This is a genomic window from Protofrankia symbiont of Coriaria ruscifolia (genome assembly GCF_900634745.1).
GTDB classification, from domain to species: domain Bacteria; phylum Actinomycetota; class Actinomycetes; order Frankiales; family Frankiaceae; genus Protofrankia; species Protofrankia californiensis.
Genome location: NZ_CAAAFR010000161.1, coordinates 1 through 13,149, shown reverse-complemented (window position 1 = coordinate 13,149; position 13,149 = coordinate 1). Strand labels below are relative to the sequence as shown.

The 13,149-nt window shown below is 69.1% G+C and carries 15 protein-coding genes; 12 read left to right on the top strand and 3 right to left on the bottom strand.

Going from position 1 to position 13,149, the window contains the following annotated elements; translation table 11 throughout:
• Window position 1: 1 nt before the first annotated feature.
• A complete protein-coding gene (locus CV1CTNOD_RS17760; RefSeq protein ID WP_207386520.1) occupies window positions 2-316 on the top strand; it encodes a 4a-hydroxytetrahydrobiopterin dehydratase in 315 nt (104 codons plus the stop codon).
• Between the two features lie 83 nt (window positions 317-399).
• On the opposite strand, the gene CV1CTNOD_RS17755 is transcribed toward CV1CTNOD_RS17760, so the two are convergent.
• Window positions 400-1,077 (bottom strand): 2'-5' RNA ligase family protein, encoded by a 678-nt coding sequence (locus CV1CTNOD_RS17755; protein ID WP_131787156.1) that lies wholly within the window; start codon window positions 1,075-1,077, stop codon window positions 400-402.
• Between the two features lie 45 nt (window positions 1,078-1,122).
• Here CV1CTNOD_RS17755 and CV1CTNOD_RS17750 point away from each other — a divergent pair, with 45 nt between their 5' ends.
• Window positions 1,123-1,428, top strand: a complete 306-nt coding sequence (locus CV1CTNOD_RS17750) for a hypothetical protein (protein ID WP_131787155.1) — start codon at window positions 1,123-1,125, stop codon at window positions 1,426-1,428.
• Window positions 1,429-1,468: 40 nt separating this feature from the next.
• On the opposite strand, the gene CV1CTNOD_RS17745 is transcribed toward CV1CTNOD_RS17750, so the two are convergent.
• Both CV1CTNOD_RS17745 and CV1CTNOD_RS27420 read right to left on the bottom strand, forming a co-directional pair.
• Window positions 1,469-2,098: an alpha/beta hydrolase gene (locus CV1CTNOD_RS17745; RefSeq protein WP_242606784.1), complete on the bottom strand. Its 630-nt coding sequence runs from the start codon at window positions 2,096-2,098 to the stop codon at window positions 1,469-1,471.
• Window positions 2,095-2,220, bottom strand: coding sequence for a hypothetical protein (locus tag CV1CTNOD_RS27420; protein WP_278043932.1), 126 nt, complete (start codon window positions 2,218-2,220; stop codon window positions 2,095-2,097). Before CV1CTNOD_RS27420 ends, CV1CTNOD_RS17745 begins: the two co-directional genes overlap by 4 nt.
• 501 nt (window positions 2,221-2,721) lie before the next feature.
• Between CV1CTNOD_RS27420 and CV1CTNOD_RS17740 the strand changes: the two genes are divergently transcribed.
• From CV1CTNOD_RS17740 to CV1CTNOD_RS17695, 10 genes are all read left to right on the top strand, one after another.
• Window positions 2,722-3,762, top strand: coding sequence for a radical SAM protein (locus tag CV1CTNOD_RS17740; protein ID WP_131787153.1), 1,041 nt, complete (start codon window positions 2,722-2,724; stop codon window positions 3,760-3,762).
• Window positions 3,755-4,456, top strand: coding sequence for a hypothetical protein (locus CV1CTNOD_RS17735; protein WP_131787152.1), 702 nt, complete (start codon window positions 3,755-3,757; stop codon window positions 4,454-4,456). Before CV1CTNOD_RS17740 ends, CV1CTNOD_RS17735 begins: the two co-directional genes overlap by 8 nt.
• A gap of 100 nt (window positions 4,457-4,556) precedes the next feature.
• Window positions 4,557-5,171 carry an AAA family ATPase gene (locus CV1CTNOD_RS17730; RefSeq protein ID WP_131787151.1) on the top strand — a complete coding sequence of 205 codons (615 nt, stop codon included), beginning with the start codon at window positions 4,557-4,559 and terminating at the stop codon, window positions 5,169-5,171.
• 35 nt (window positions 5,172-5,206) lie between these two features.
• Window positions 5,207-5,644, top strand: coding sequence for an NUDIX hydrolase (locus tag CV1CTNOD_RS17725; RefSeq protein ID WP_131787150.1), 438 nt, complete (start codon window positions 5,207-5,209; stop codon window positions 5,642-5,644).
• Window positions 5,645-6,332: 688 nt separating this feature from the next.
• Window positions 6,333-7,700, top strand: a complete 1,368-nt coding sequence (locus CV1CTNOD_RS17720; protein ID WP_131787149.1) for a dehydrogenase — start codon at window positions 6,333-6,335, stop codon at window positions 7,698-7,700.
• A 48-nt stretch (window positions 7,701-7,748) separates the two neighbouring features.
• On the top strand, window positions 7,749-8,843 hold the full coding sequence (locus tag CV1CTNOD_RS17715; RefSeq protein WP_131787148.1) for a TauD/TfdA family dioxygenase: 1,095 nt from the start codon (window positions 7,749-7,751) through the stop codon (window positions 8,841-8,843).
• Window positions 8,840-10,147 carry an AMP-binding protein gene (locus CV1CTNOD_RS17710; RefSeq protein WP_131787147.1) on the top strand — a complete coding sequence of 436 codons (1,308 nt, stop codon included), beginning with the start codon at window positions 8,840-8,842 and terminating at the stop codon, window positions 10,145-10,147. The genes CV1CTNOD_RS17715 and CV1CTNOD_RS17710 overlap by 4 nt, the downstream gene beginning before the upstream one ends.
• A complete protein-coding gene (locus tag CV1CTNOD_RS17705; RefSeq protein ID WP_131787146.1) occupies window positions 10,131-10,784 on the top strand; it encodes an HIT domain-containing protein in 654 nt (217 codons plus the stop codon). Before CV1CTNOD_RS17710 ends, CV1CTNOD_RS17705 begins: the two co-directional genes overlap by 17 nt.
• Entirely contained in the window at window positions 10,781-12,358 is a 1,578-nt protein-coding gene (locus tag CV1CTNOD_RS17700; protein WP_131787145.1) for an AMP-binding protein, read from the top strand. Before CV1CTNOD_RS17705 ends, CV1CTNOD_RS17700 begins: the two co-directional genes overlap by 4 nt.
• On the top strand, window positions 12,355-13,149 hold a 795-nt coding region (locus CV1CTNOD_RS17695), incomplete at its 3' end, for a DUF6624 domain-containing protein (RefSeq protein ID WP_131787144.1). The genes CV1CTNOD_RS17700 and CV1CTNOD_RS17695, both read left to right, overlap by 4 nt.

The following is a 13,149-nucleotide window of genomic DNA, read 5'->3' as shown; positions in this document are numbered from 1 at the left end:
CGTGGCGCCCGTGCCCGTGCCCCTGGCCGACGACGAGATCGAGGCGCGGCTGCGCGAGCTACCCGGCTGGGCCCACGTCGGCCAGGAGATCACCAAGTCCTTCCGCATCCGCTACCACGGCGGAGTCGCCCTAATCGTGCACGTCGCCGATGTCGAGCGGCTGATCGGCCACCATGCGGACATTGACCTGCGCTGGGACAGCATCCGCTTCGGGATCACCACCCACGACGTCGGGCACCGGATCACCGCGGCCGATTTCGATCTCGCGCGGCGCATCGACGCCATCGCCCAAGCCCACAGCGCGGAACCGCTCTGATACGCCTGTCCGGATCGAATCCTGGTGACAGAGATGGCGAGGGTGCGGTGTTCACATTTCCATGGAACGCCTCCGGCATCGCGCTACGGGCTGGTGAACGTGATCGTCCGGCGGATGGTCCAGCGGTAGGTGTGGCCTTCGCGTCGTAGTTCGAGCAAACTGACGCTGGTTACGGGGACTGTGATCGGCGGGATTCGACGGAGTTCCGTGAGGCGATGGATCACTTCGGCGACCGGCGGGGTGGCGTTGCAATACGTCACGCTGATGTGCGGCTTGAACCTTGCTGGTTCGGTGGGGACTTGGTCGGCGCCAAGCTCGGTGGCGATGGCCTCGCGCAAACGCTCGCGGACGTCGGCGACTGGACCCCAGGGCGCGGCGCGGAGGAATGTGCCACCGGGGTAGGCGGCTATGGGGCCAACGGTCAGCGTGAAGGGCTCGATGTCGGCTGTGCGTGCGGCTGCTTGCTCCCCGATGCGTGCGGCTGTCTCGATGTCGACCTGGTCGGGGAAGCCGACGCCTTGTACGGTCATGTGGATGCCGTCCGCGGGTACCGGGTCGAGATAGTTCAGGTCCGCAAGCGCCTTCTGGGGGTAGGCGACGTGGTCGCGGAGGGCTTGGTCGTCAAAGACGACGTACCAGGTGAGGTAGTTACGTCCGGGGCGGTGGCCGGGTCGCCAGTACCAGTGGTTGGCCATCTGTTCCGTGCGTTGGAAGGCTTCCCAGTCGTCGGCGTCGACCTGACCCTCGTGAGAGTGCGGCACGCTGCCAGGCTAAAGGCTGTTGCTGCCGGGCAGTCCGACCGGGCCTTGGCGATCTTCCAGCGGGAACTGAGACCCGCAGAGTTCTCCCTCCGGGACTACGGCTACTTCCAGGCGCTGATGACAGGCGTTCTGGCCGACCTCGGTGAACCGGACGAAGCCGCGGCCGTCGGCGCGCAAGCGCTCAGCATCGCCCAGATCACGGGTTCCCTGCGCACCTGGACCGAAGTCAGCCGCACGGTTCACGTACTCACGCCGTGGGTGGCGCGGCCTTCGGTGCGCGATCTGAAAGACGCTACGGTGACGGCCGCTCTTCCGCTCGCAGGCGCTCACAGGCCCAGTCCGCCACTGTAGGGATGACCAACGCCTGCCAGATCTGGGTCTGGGGGTCGGCTTAGGTCGGGTCGTCGTGGACGGCGAAGCCGTGCTGTGCCCCGTCTACCGTGATCAGGCGGGCCTCGCCTCCGAACCGGCCCACGGCCGCCCGCGAGCTGTCCACGGGGATGAAGGTGTCCTTCGTGCCGTGCACGATCAGCGTCGGTGCGGTGACATCACCGAGTTCGCGGTCAGGGCGCAGGTAGAAGACCTCGTTGAGCAGCGGCCGACCGAGCCGGAACGTCGGCGAGTGCTCCAGGTATCCGTCCTGCGTCAGACGCTGCCTCGCGTCCTCATCGATCTGGTCGTCATGCCAGTAGGACTTCTGGTCGATGAACCGGTTCTTGTAGTCCAGGAGAGGATTGAAGAGCACCAGACCGCGAACCTGCTCGGGATGACGGGCGGCGAACAGCGCGGATATCCCGCCGCCGAAACTGGCACCCACCAGCACGACCGCATCTGTACCGACCGCACCCGCGGCATGCGAGGCAGCGGCCCGGATGTCGCCGAGTATCCCGGCGATCGTGAGGTTCTCCATCCGCCCCGGGCTCTCGCCGTGCGCTCGGAAGTCGAACCGCAGGGACGCGACTCCGGCATCAGCCAAGCCGTCCGCGAGGCGCGTGAAGAAGCCACCCTCCTCGCGGGTCACACCCCCACCGTGCACCAGGACCCGACGCCCAACGGGGCGCCCGACGGTTGCAGCAGGCTCCCAGCCAGCAGCAGTCCGTCAGGACTGCGGAACGTCACGGCCTGTTCGAGATCTCGGGTCACGTCACTCCTTTAGCCGCCGTTGGCTCTGCCCGCCAGCCGCCGAAGTTCTGCTCGCGCTCGACCGTCATGAGCCGTGGATGTTCAGACGTCCTCCGCGCCCGTCGCCGCGAGCGACACCATCACATCACGGCCGCCTGTCGCCCGTATGGCTGCGACGAGCTAACCAGCGGCGAGCGTGCCTTCCGTGAGACGTCGACCCGCACAGGCCAGTACACCCCGGCAACAGGCGGCACAGACCGCCGCGCCGGGTAGCACTACGAGCTCCCACGAGGAGGCGAACGGATCACCGCCACCGAGACGAACATGACGACTCGCCGGAATGCTTTCGGGCAGGTCAGCGACCATGCGCGCCCCGAATCAGATGTTCGTTCCGGAGGGAATGACCGTCGTGTGGGTCGCTTGGGACGCTGAAGGCGTTCAGCGTCGGCGCGGCAACTCGCCGTCGCCCAGGCGGCGGTCAGCTGGCCCGTCGCCGTACGCGCCTACGTCGAGAAGGACCTGATGATCGCATATTCCCCATCCGTCCCCGCCGTCGATCCCGCAGAGCGGTCCGTCGGCGACGAGGAGTCTTTCCACAGTGATGAACCTGTGGTCTTCACCGACGGGCACCACTTCAACCTCGCCGTGTCCTCGGACCTGGAGACAGTCGCCTCAGCGGCAACCGGCCCACTGTCAGTGATCCTTCAGGTCACCAAAAGATGCAACTTCGACTGCTCGTTCTGCTCCGAGACGTTGCAGGAGCCCGACCCCAACCTGGCCGCGCTGGAACGGGTGCGGGACAACCTGACCGGGGTGCCCCGGGTGTTCCTCAGCGGCGGCGAGCCGCTGCTGCGCCGGGACATCGTCGACATCGTCGACATGTTCGCCGGCACGGTGATCGGCCTGCCGACGAACGCGACGCGCGGCCTCCAGCACGCCCACGCTCTGGCCGGCAAGGTCGCGTTCGTCAACGTCGGGCTGGAGGGACCGCGTGCGACGACGAACCGGGTCCGCGGCGACTACGACAAGGTCATGGAAGGAGTGCGCGCGTTCCAGGACGCGGGCCTGCCGCTGTCGCTGTCGGCGGTCGTCTACCGCTCGACGCTGACAGCGCTGCCGTTCACCCTCCAGATCGCCGACGTGCTCGACGCCGGGAAGCTCAAGCTGATCCTCCCGCTACGCAAGGGCAACGCGCTCGATCTCGCCGACCACGAGTTCCTCTCCGTCGAGGAGGCCACGGCGGCGTTCGAGCGGCTGGCCGAGCTACGCACGGCGCACGACTGGCGGCCGGCGGTGCGGCTGACGGCCTGGACCCCGGACACCGAAGGCCACATGATCGTGGTCAGCCCGCGGGGGTCGGCGAGTGCCTGGCCGGTCTACGACGCCCCCGACCTGCTGGAACCGTTGGGCAACCTGCTCGACGAGCCGATCAGCCAGATCTGGGCGCGATACCGGTTCAAGCGCAACCACTACGCCAAGTACCTGGGCCGCTCGATCCACACCGTCAGCCGCACCGGCCGGCCCCCGACGGCGCGCCGCTCGTTGCGGATCACGCATGCGTGAGGCGACCAACCTGAGCTGGACCGACACCCCCTTCGGCGGCGCACGGCGGCCGTTCGCCGACCGGACCTCCCTGCTGGCCGCCTTCTCGGTCAACGCGACAGACCGCTCGCTGGTCGCCGCCGCGGCCGTGTACCTCCCGCTGCCACGGACACGCTCGCTGACGGTGACCGACACGACGGTGCGGTTCGGCTTCCACGCCGTCGCCGCCGAGGAGCCCGCGGAAACCTCTGCCGTCGTTGCCTCGATCGACGCGCAGCTTGTCCAGGCCCGACGTCAGGCAACGATCCTCGCCGGCCACCGGCTCGGCGACCAACTCACGGCCCTGACCGCCGCCGGCGCCGGACAACCCACACGAGGGATCACCGCCGTGCATGCCGCGTGGCACAGCCAGCCCTCGGAACGCGGCCTGGCTCGCATTCATGACACCGGCAGCCAACAGGGCCCGGTCACGCTGGCGGACATCTGCGCCGGCTACGACCTCCACGCCCTGCCCGCCGATGTCTCTCCGGCTGGGGCTGACGGGTTCCGGACAGCATCACTGATCCTTCGGCCGCTCGTCGCGTACGCACTGGCGATCGCACTGATCGCCGCGAGGAACGCGGACCACTACCAATGGGACGCCCTCCACCTCGACGCCGTCGTCGAGGCCGCCGCCTGGGACCAGCTCCCCGACCTGCCACCGCGCCTCCCATGACCGGCGCAGGCGGCACGTCCGACCCGACCCGGCACCCATTTCCGCGTACCGTCCCCGCCGATCGCGGCGACCAGCTGCTGGTCGCGGAAGGAACTCGCTGATGCTGCGTAACTGCCTGGTCGTCGCGGTCGAAGGCACCCACGCCTCCGGCAAAACCACCCTCACCCACGCCCTCGCCGCCTACTACCGGGAACGTGGCGTCCACGTCGCCTGCGTCCCCGAACCGGCGCGGAACAGCCCGTTCATCGAAGAGATCGTCGTACACGGCCGCGGCGAGTTCGACCTGGAGACCGAGGTCGACCTGTTCGCCGCCCAGCTGTCCAGCCAGCTGCGCACCGCCCGCCAACACACGATGATCATCGCGGACAAGACGATCGCGAACGTCCTCGCCTACGCCTGGCTGGTCCTGCCCGGCGGCCCGGATGGACCCCACGCCCCCGTCCTCCACGCGATGGAAGCCTTCTGTCGAGCCTGGGCATCTGTCTACGACGCGGTGTTCTACTGCTGCGACAAGTTCGACCAGCACCAGATCGGCGACCCCTACCGTTCCAAAGTCCTCGACATCCAGCCCGCCGCCGACCGGGTCGTGCGCAGCATCTGCGCCACCGTAGGGCAACGGATCTACGACATCCCGCCGAACATGTCCACCAGCGCGCGGGTCGGCTGGATCGCCGAGCAGCTCACCGCCCTCGGCCTCGATCCGACCAGCCGCTGACCGCCTCCTCAGCACAGCCGGGAGATACTTCCACCATGGCGTACCGCAGCGTCATTGACGTTATGCTCCTGCTCGTCCGGGGCGGCGAGGTTCTGCTCGCGCTGCGATCCGGCACGGGATTCGCTGACGGCTGGTGGAACGTCCCGTCAGGAAAAGTCGAAGACGGCGAGGATGTTGCCGCCGCGCTATGCCGCGAGACCCGCGAGGAAATTGGCCTTCATCTCGATCCTGTTTCGCTTACCCTCTCTTCGACGGTGCACTTCCGGAACGAGCGCGGGGAAGCGCGTCTTGGCCTGTTCTTTCAGCCGGCGCGCTGGGACGGAGAACCCGTCAACGCGGAACCCCACAAGTGTGCGCGGATCGCCTGGTTTCCCCTCGACGAAATTCCCGATAGCACGTATCCATACACTCGCGTCGGCATCGAGCTCTACAGACGGCGGGAGAATTTTGCCATCTCCGGGTGGGAGGCATAGAAAGTTCGCCACGACGGTACCCGGACCGCTTGCCAGCGAGCCAGCTGATCCTCCTTGCGAAAGCGTGGATCGAACATGTTCCGACCATCGCAACCAGGGAGAGGGCCGGCGAGTCGCGGTCCGACCCTCCCTAGTCTCATCCTGCTCCCGAACGTTTCCCGCGTGTTGACCATCCCTAGCGGTAACGATCTTCCTTCGCGTGAGGCATCTGCCCAGCTCACGGCGCTCTGCGGCCCCGAACCGAAGCTTCCCACTGAAGGGAATGTTTCGTGCCCGTCTGCCGGGGATAGTGGCGTCACCTCGCGAGTTTCTCGTCCCGGTCGGTGAGCCACCCGGGCGAGCGCTGCGCTGGTGCGCGCTGTGCCCTTCGACCGGAAGGTTGGAATCTTCGCGAATCACGTGAGCGTTTCCTGACCCGTCACTCGAACGACTCCTGTCCGAGTGAATGAGAGTATTCAAGTGCTGGAGAAAGTCCTTAACCGGCCACGTCTTTCTCTGGTCCGCGGCGCTCGACGTCGAACGGAGTCCAGGGTGCATTGACATAGGCGGAGCCTCGCAGCCGGTACCTACCCTGATTGCGGCCGGGCCTTTCTCTGCTGCGCCCTCCGGCCGCTCTCGCCTCGCGACCGGGATGAGCCAGGTCGATCGCTCGCCGCGTTTCGACGTATGACTATCGAGAGGGACGAGGATGAGTATGCGGGTGTTTCATACCGTCGTGGTGGGTGCCGGCCCCGGCGGGTTGATGGCAGCCTACCGATCTGATGTGCCGGCTCCTGGCCTTCTCCTCCTCGACGGAGGTGACGATGTGGAGGATCGGGTGAGCGCCCTGGGTTTCGATAGTCGGGGCGACGTGGTGACCCGGGGTTTTGGTGGTGCCGGGCTGTTCTCGGACGGCAAGCTGTGCTTGTCACCGCGGATCGGGAGCACGGTCAGCCATAGATTCCCTCCTTCTCACGTGTCCGCGCGGCAGCACGCGATCGATGAGGTTCTTCGCTCCGGCGAGCGGGCCGGCCTGCACGGCGGGGATGCCGAAGCCGCGGCAGATTTCGAGAAACGCGCGAAGGCCGCGGGATTGGAATATGTTCATTATCCGGTCCGTCACGTCGGGACCGACCAGTTGCCGCGGATGCTCGGCCGGTTGCGGACGCGTCTGGCGGCGAGGGCGACGATCGTCTGCCGTACGAGGTGTATCGGTATCCGCCCGTCGGGACGTTCCGATTTCCGGTGGGAGCTGGAGTTGGATGGCCCTGGGGTCAGGCGGGTCCAGGCTGTCAACGTTGTCCTGGCCCCGGGGAAGGTCGGTGCATCGTGGCTCGGGGATGTGGGTCGGGAGCTGGGCCTGGGCCGCGACGAAGCCCAACCGAAGATCGGGTTCCGGTTGGAGGGCGCGAAGGAGTTCCTCGGGCCGCTGCTGGAGATAGCCACCGACCCGAAGGTCATCTGGTCCGGGCCCGAGGGGGTTGAGGTTCGGACCCACTGCGTGTGCTACGGCGGCGACGTCGTCGCGGCCGACTATCACGGGCTGACCCTGGTAGGAGGTCATGCGACCTCAGCGCATGCCGAGAACCGCTCCAACAGCGCCATTATTGCGACGGCAGGGCGGAGGTTGCCCCTCACCGCCGACGATGCCCGCGGGCTCGTGGCCGCGATCAACCGCCGCCACGGTGGGCTGGTCGGCCAGCGGCTCGGCGCCTTCCTTCCGAACACGTCTCTGCCCTCCGGCCAGGCGATATACGAGTTTGTGCCGAGTCTGCCCGACGTCGCACCAGGCGACTTCACCGCCGAGTTCCCGCCAGCGATCGTGAGCGCGCTGCGAACCTTTCTGTTCCGGCTTTCTGCCCTGTGTCCCGGGGTTCTGCATCCGGATAACTTTCTCTACGGGCCCGCGGTGGAACGGTGGGCATCACGTTTCACGGTTACCGACGAGATGGAAGCGCCAGGCCAGCCGGGACTGTATCTCGTGGGCGACGGCCCCGGGCTGACCGGTGGCATCATCGGCGCGGCGGAAACAGGCTGGCTCGCGGGTGACGCCATTACTGCGCAGACACGCCGTTAGAGCGCTTTACGCCGAAGCCTGTCGGCGTCTTCACACCGGAGGACTGCTATGGCGGAAACCATGGACTCCAATTTCGTACCGACCGAGCTGACAGCTAGTCATGCACCGCTCTGGACGGGTCGACAGCTGCGTCCAGATACCTACGTCCAGCGGATCGACGACGCGCACCGCGCCGATCTGGCCGCGGCGGTGCGTGCAGCGAGCGGCCGGTGGGAATCCCGGGACCTGTTCCACGACCGTGACCTGACGGACCGGGATGTCCCCTTGCCGCACCTGGACGCGCCTCTCGCCGCGCTCGCCACGGCCGTCGCCATGGGACACGGCTTCGCCCTACTCCGGGGCTTACCGGTGGAGGATCTCGACGACCGCGAGTGCCTCGTGCTGATCCGCGGCATCACCGCCCGGCTGGGACGGATCGCGACCCAGAGCCGCGACGGGCAGCTTGTCCGTCGCGTTCGGGCGAGCGGCCAGCAGCTCGGTGACGGCCGGGTACGGGGACACCAGACCGCCGAACGGTTGTGGTTCCACACCGACGGTGCCGACGCGACGCTGCTGCTGTGCCGGCGTGCCGCGGACCGAGGTGGGACGAGCCGGGTGGCGTCTGCTGCGGCCGTGCACAACGCGATGCTCGCGAGCGCGCCGGACCTCGTCGCCGAGCTCTACCGGCCGTTTCACTTCCACATGGCCGGCGGAAACATCCCCGGTGGCCCACCGACGTTCATCTCGCCGATCTTCTGCGTGTACCGCGGGCGTTTCAGTGTCCGCTTCGTCCGGCACACGCTCCTGGAGACGCCGAAGGTCACCGGTGTGCCGCTGTGTCCGCGCGCCCGCGCGGCGTTCGACCTCCTTGACGAGGTCGCCGACCAGTTGGCCTGCGACATGGAACTTCAGCCCGGTGATCTCCAGGTCGTCCACAACCAGTGTGTTCTGCATTCCCGCACGGCCTACACCGATGCGCCCGACCTCCGACAGGCCCGCCACCTGCTGCGCTGCTGGATCACCCTGCCGGGCGCCGACCGCAGGCCCGGCGCCGTCGAGCAGGGCCTGCGACGTGGCTGGCTCACCGACGATCTACAACGTGCTGCCGCCGCCACCTGGGCACCTCCCACCGCCGCCGATGGTCTCGCGGACGGCGGCACGTGAGCGGCCTCCAGGCGTGGCGGCAGGAGATCACTGTCGCCCTCGACCGGCTGGCCCGTGATCGCCGCGCCCGACCCGCGGTGATCGACTCCGAGGGTGCGCGCACCTTCGGCCAGCTCCACCGGGACGCCCACCACAAGGCTCGCGATCTTGGCGGTGAGGACTGCCGTGGCCGGCTGCGTCCCGTCACCGCCCGGTCGGACGCGGACTTCTTCGTCGAGGTGTTCGCCACCTGGCTGGCTGGCGGAATCCCCCTGCCGCTGCCCGCCCGTGGGGCCGCGGTGTCGACACCGGATTTCCCGCGCGCTCCGGCCGGCGGATGCGAGCCGTGGAAAGCGATCGTCGGCGTCCGTGACGGTCTCTACCGCCTTCTCGTGACCCATGGGGAGCCCCCGAGCGTCCCGCGCAAGGCGCTCGCGCTCGGCATGCGCCCTGGCGGGCGAGCGTTGATCGGCTCTCCGTTGCACCTCAACGGTCCGTTCGAGTTCGCCGTTCGGCAGATCCTGCTCGGCGGCACTGTCGTGATCTGCCCGGTTTTCACCCCGCAGGTGTGGGTCACCTACGCGGGCCGCCACCGGCCGACCTGGGCGTTCCTCGTGCCCACGCAGCTGCGCCGGCTGCTCGACGACGCCGGCGAGGCCGCCGTCGCCCAGGCCGCATCGTCGGTGGACCGGCTGGTCTACTCCTCCCAGCCCTGCCCACCCGACCTCCGCGGTCGTCTGCTCGCGTTGCTGGGCGCCGACCGGGTCGCGGAGTACTACGGCACCGCCGAGTACGACGGCACGCTGCGCGTCGGAGCCGCCGACGGTGGCGTTCCGATCGACGGCGCCGAGATACGGATCACCGGGCCGCAGCGGGCGCCGGTCCCGGCGGGGACGGTCGGCACGATCGAAGGGCGAAGCCGCGTGGGGCTCGCCAGCCACCCCCTTCCCGGGGCATGCCCGCCGCCCGATGCCTGGCAGACCGTCGGTGACCGCGGCCACCTCGACGGCACCGGACGGCTGCATGTCGCCTCCGTCGCCGTGCCGGGACGGGCGATCGTCGGGGGCATCAACGTCGCCCTCACCCACGTCCGTGGCGTGCTCGCCGCTCACCCGGCGATCAGCGACTGCACGGTGGCGGTGGTCCCCGACGCCGTCTACGGCCATCGTCTGACCGCCCACGTGCGCACCCGGCATCCGACGCTGACGGCCGAGGAGATCCACGCCTACTGCTCCGAGCGCCTCGCCGCGCACGAACGTCCGAGCCACCTCGACCTGACCCTGTCCAGCCCGCCGGAGGCCGCTGCCCATGCCGTCGACCTGTGACCTGTGTGACGCCCTCGACCCGGCCGTCAGTGACTGCACGCTGCAACGGCACCTGAACGCGGCGCAGTCCCGCGTCGTCGCGGCGAACGCGCACGCCGCCGCGATCCCCACCATCGGGGCGTACGTGGCCGGCTACCTGCTCCTCGTCCCCCGAGGCCATGTCCTGTCCCTGGGCGCACTCGACCGCAATGCCCGAGCCGGTGTCGACGCGCTGATGCGGGAGATGGCCGCCCGGCTCGCCGATCGGTACGACAGCCCCGTGCTGGGCTTCGAGTACGGCCTGAACGCCGCCGGGCAGCGCCGGATCGAACACGGCCACCTTCACCTGCTGCCCACCGCGGCGAACCTGCACGGCTGGCTGGCAGGCCGACTCGCCGGCTATCCCATCGCTTCCCTCGCCGACCTGCCCGCCGACCCGGCCCACTCCTACATCCTGGTGCGTGATCAGGGCGGTGCGTTGACCGTCTACCCGGTCCCCACCGACACCCATCCCCGCATTCGGCTGCGGCACGTCGTCGCCGCGCTCGACCCACGTCTGGACGGGAACGACTGGGACTGGGAGAGCGATCCTCACGCCGGTCTCATGCGCCGCACCGTGGACGATCTCGCTCCCGCGACCAGCCGGCCGCTGCCATGACGATCCCGTGGACCCTTCCGGCTCTCTGGCAGCGCATCGCCGCGCAGCAGCCCCACCAGATCGCGCTGATCCACGGCGATCAGGCGTGGACGTGGGCGCAGTTCGACGCGGCAGCAGCGGCCCTCGCCCACGCCCTACGCCGCCGTGGAGTGCAGGCCGGCCAGGTCGTCGCCCTCTGCCTGCCCAACCTCCCCGAACACCTTGTCAGCCTCGCCGCCGTGCTCCGTCTCGGCGCGACGCCCGCGCAGCTCAACCCCCGCTACCGCGCCCGCGAACTCGACCAGCTTCTCCGCCTGCTCCAACCCGCCGCAACGATCGTCGATCCGGTCCAGGTCCCTGACACCGCAACGCTCCACGCCCGCGCCCAACCTGGGCACGACACACCGATCCGCCCCCTCGACGGCCACAGGCTGCTCCTGACAACGGCGGCCCCGCAGGCATCGCCGCCGCTGGCGCACGAGCCACCACCACCCTTGATGATCAAATGTACGGGTGGGACCACCGGCACCCCCCAGGCCGTGCTCTGGCGCGTCGCCGACCTCCTGGACAACCTCAACGCCCACAACCCCTGGGCCCGCCACGACCTGTCCCGCTCTCCCATTCGGACGGCGTCCCTGACCCTGGCCGACGCACGCATCGTCGTCGCCAGTCCCCTCAGCCACGGCTCGGGTCTGACCCGCGCGATGGGCGCGCTCTGCGCCGGCGGTACAGTGATCACCCTGCCAGGGTCGTCCTACGACCCCGACAGAGTGCTCGACACGGTCGCGGCGCAGCGCGCCGACACCCTCGCCATCGTCGGCGACGCCTACGCACGACCGCTCACGAGCGCCATCCGCGCCCGCCTCGGCGCCGACCTGTCCGCACTGCGGACGGTCACCTCCTCGGGCGCGCCGTGGACGGCCCAGGCCAAGACCGAACTCCTCGCCCTGGTCCCACACCTGCGCCTGGTCGAAACCCTCGGTGCCACCGAGGCCACCGGCCTGGGATCATCCCTCGCCCGCCTCGGAGACGTACCCGCGACCGGGTCCTTCGACCTCGGCCGCCACGCCCGGGTGTTCCACGCCGATGGAACCCCCACCGCCGTCGGCGAGACGGGGCAGGTCGCGGTCCACCGGCCGCTACCCGTCGGTCTGCACCCCCACGGCACGCTTCCTCCACACCGCTACATCCACGCCGACGACGGCCGCACCTACCTCCTGTCCGGGGACCTCGTCCGGCTTCAGACCGGCGGGAGGATTGCCCTGCTCGGCCGGGAGCAGGACTGCATCAACACTGGCGGGGAGAAGGTGTACGCCCCCGACGTCGCCGCCGTCCTCCTGGCCCATCCCCATGTCGCCGACATCGCGGTCCTCGCTGTCCCCGACACGCGGCTCGGGAGCGCCGTCGGCGGTCTCCTCCAGCTCCACGCCGGCGGCACACTCGCGCAGGTACTGGGCGACATCCGTGGCGACCTCGCCGGCTACAAGATTCCACGGGTCGTGCGGGTCGTCGCCGTCATACCCAGGACCCCGGCGGGGAAGGTCGACCTCGTCCGCGCCCGCCAGCTCCTCAGCGACCAGGAGGCCAGTTCATGACATCACCCGCCACCGCGGCGTGGGCTGACCTCATCACGCTCGCCGAGCAAGAACAGCACGCACTCCTCGCCGCCCTGACCCGCCTTGTCACCGACCCCCGCCTCGAAGCCCAGGTCGCCGCAGCCCTGAACTACCCCGACTGGCCGCTACCCCTCACCCTGCTACCGCACCGAGCAGCACGCCTCACCGTCAGCGCACCCGAACTCGCCACCTACGCGTCCGTCTCGACAGCCGCAACGAGCGAGGTCCTCACCACCCTGAACCGATGGGGCTGGCCGTCTCCCGCCTCCCGCGCCGCGAGTGACGCCGCGTGGCTTCTCCTCCAACACGCCGACGCCGAAACCGAGGCCCGCCACGACCTCCTCCGCGACCTGGCGTGCACGTGGCAGCGCCGCGGGGCCGACCCTCGACAGCTGGCTCTCCTGACGGACCGGGACCGTTCCCTGCGCGGCGAGGAGCAGCTGTACGGAACGTTTGTCCTCATTCGTGACGACCGCCCCCGCTTCGTCTATCCGACTGCCGATATCAACCGCCTTGATGACCGGCGGCGTCGGATCGGACTGCCGAGCCTGGCTGACGACACGCCCTACGCCTACTGCCCGATCACGCCCTACCGGCAGGCCCGCAGCGCACCCGTCAACCCCTGGACACCGACCACCAGCGCCGTCCCCCAACCCTGGCGCACCCAACAGCGGACACCACCAAGCCCCGCGGGCGACGCCACCCCCCGCCACGGCGTCTACCTCGCGGCGACGCTGCGCGACCGAGACGAGATCCGCCGTATCCGCGCC

Bases quoted from the DNA above. Each gene is read 5' to 3' on its own strand.
- CV1CTNOD_RS17740 (WP_131787153.1), top strand. From the start codon at position 2,722: ATGATCGCATATTCCCCATCCGTCCCCGCCGTCGATCCCGCAGAGCGG.
- CV1CTNOD_RS17735 (WP_131787152.1), top strand. From the start codon at position 3,755: ATGCGTGAGGCGACCAACCTGAGCTGGACCGACACCCCCTTCGGCGGC.
- CV1CTNOD_RS17730 (WP_131787151.1), top strand. From the start codon at position 4,557: ATGCTGCGTAACTGCCTGGTCGTCGCGGTCGAAGGCACCCACGCCTCC.
- CV1CTNOD_RS17725 (WP_131787150.1), top strand. From the start codon at position 5,207: ATGGCGTACCGCAGCGTCATTGACGTTATGCTCCTGCTCGTCCGGGGC.
- CV1CTNOD_RS17720 (WP_131787149.1), top strand. From the start codon at position 6,333: ATGAGTATGCGGGTGTTTCATACCGTCGTGGTGGGTGCCGGCCCCGGC.
- CV1CTNOD_RS17715 (WP_131787148.1), top strand. From the start codon at position 7,749: ATGGCGGAAACCATGGACTCCAATTTCGTACCGACCGAGCTGACAGCT.
- CV1CTNOD_RS17705 (WP_131787146.1), top strand. From the start codon at position 10,131: ATGCCGTCGACCTGTGACCTGTGTGACGCCCTCGACCCGGCCGTCAGT.
- CV1CTNOD_RS17700 (WP_131787145.1), top strand. From the start codon at position 10,781: ATGACGATCCCGTGGACCCTTCCGGCTCTCTGGCAGCGCATCGCCGCG.